This is a genomic window from Tenacibaculum geojense (assembly GCF_042676005.1).
Lineage (GTDB): Bacteria > Bacteroidota > Bacteroidia > Flavobacteriales > Flavobacteriaceae > Polaribacter > Polaribacter geojense.
On the sequence record NZ_JBHTJR010000066.1, the window covers coordinates 1 to 549 of the forward strand.

1 protein-coding gene is annotated in these 549 nt (G+C 28.6%); it reads left to right on the top strand.

The window, feature by feature from the left end:
• Positions 1–81: 81 nt before the first annotated feature.
• Positions 82–549 (top strand): hypothetical protein (locus ACFQ1U_RS13680; protein ID WP_386109336.1); only part of this gene is annotated, 468 nt, incomplete at its 3' end.

Below are 549 nucleotides of genomic sequence, written 5' to 3' on the forward strand. Positions count from 1 at the left end.
TTAAGTTGTAAGTCCCAAGAAAATTTAAAAGACTTCTATTATCCATTTTATAATCAAACAGAAACAAAAATTTATAAATACGTGGATAAAAACGACTCGACGAAAATTGAGTATTGGAAAGTAACATCAAATCCGAAAACAAATGAATTAAAAACAGTTTCTTACGATTCTGACTATAATGTCTACAATACGTTTGACGAGATTATAACAGAAAGTGGTGCTGAATTAACTGCTTACTCTGACTTTGAAATGAATGACAAAGGAGAAAGAAAAGAAATTAAAGCAAAGGTAGTTGATAAAGACGTTTACAAATGGGATGGAGATAAAGAATATACATATTCTGTTAAATATGTCAATAAATATGGTCGCTTCGATTTTAAAAAGAAAAGAGTGGAATCTGGAATTGAAAATATTACTGTAAATGGAAAGGAATATGAAGCATTGAAATTTAGAGACGAATATATAATTTTTGCACTTGACCACGACGTTGAGCAAAGATTTTATCAAGATTCGTTTTACGTAAAAGACATTGGAATGATAAAATATAAA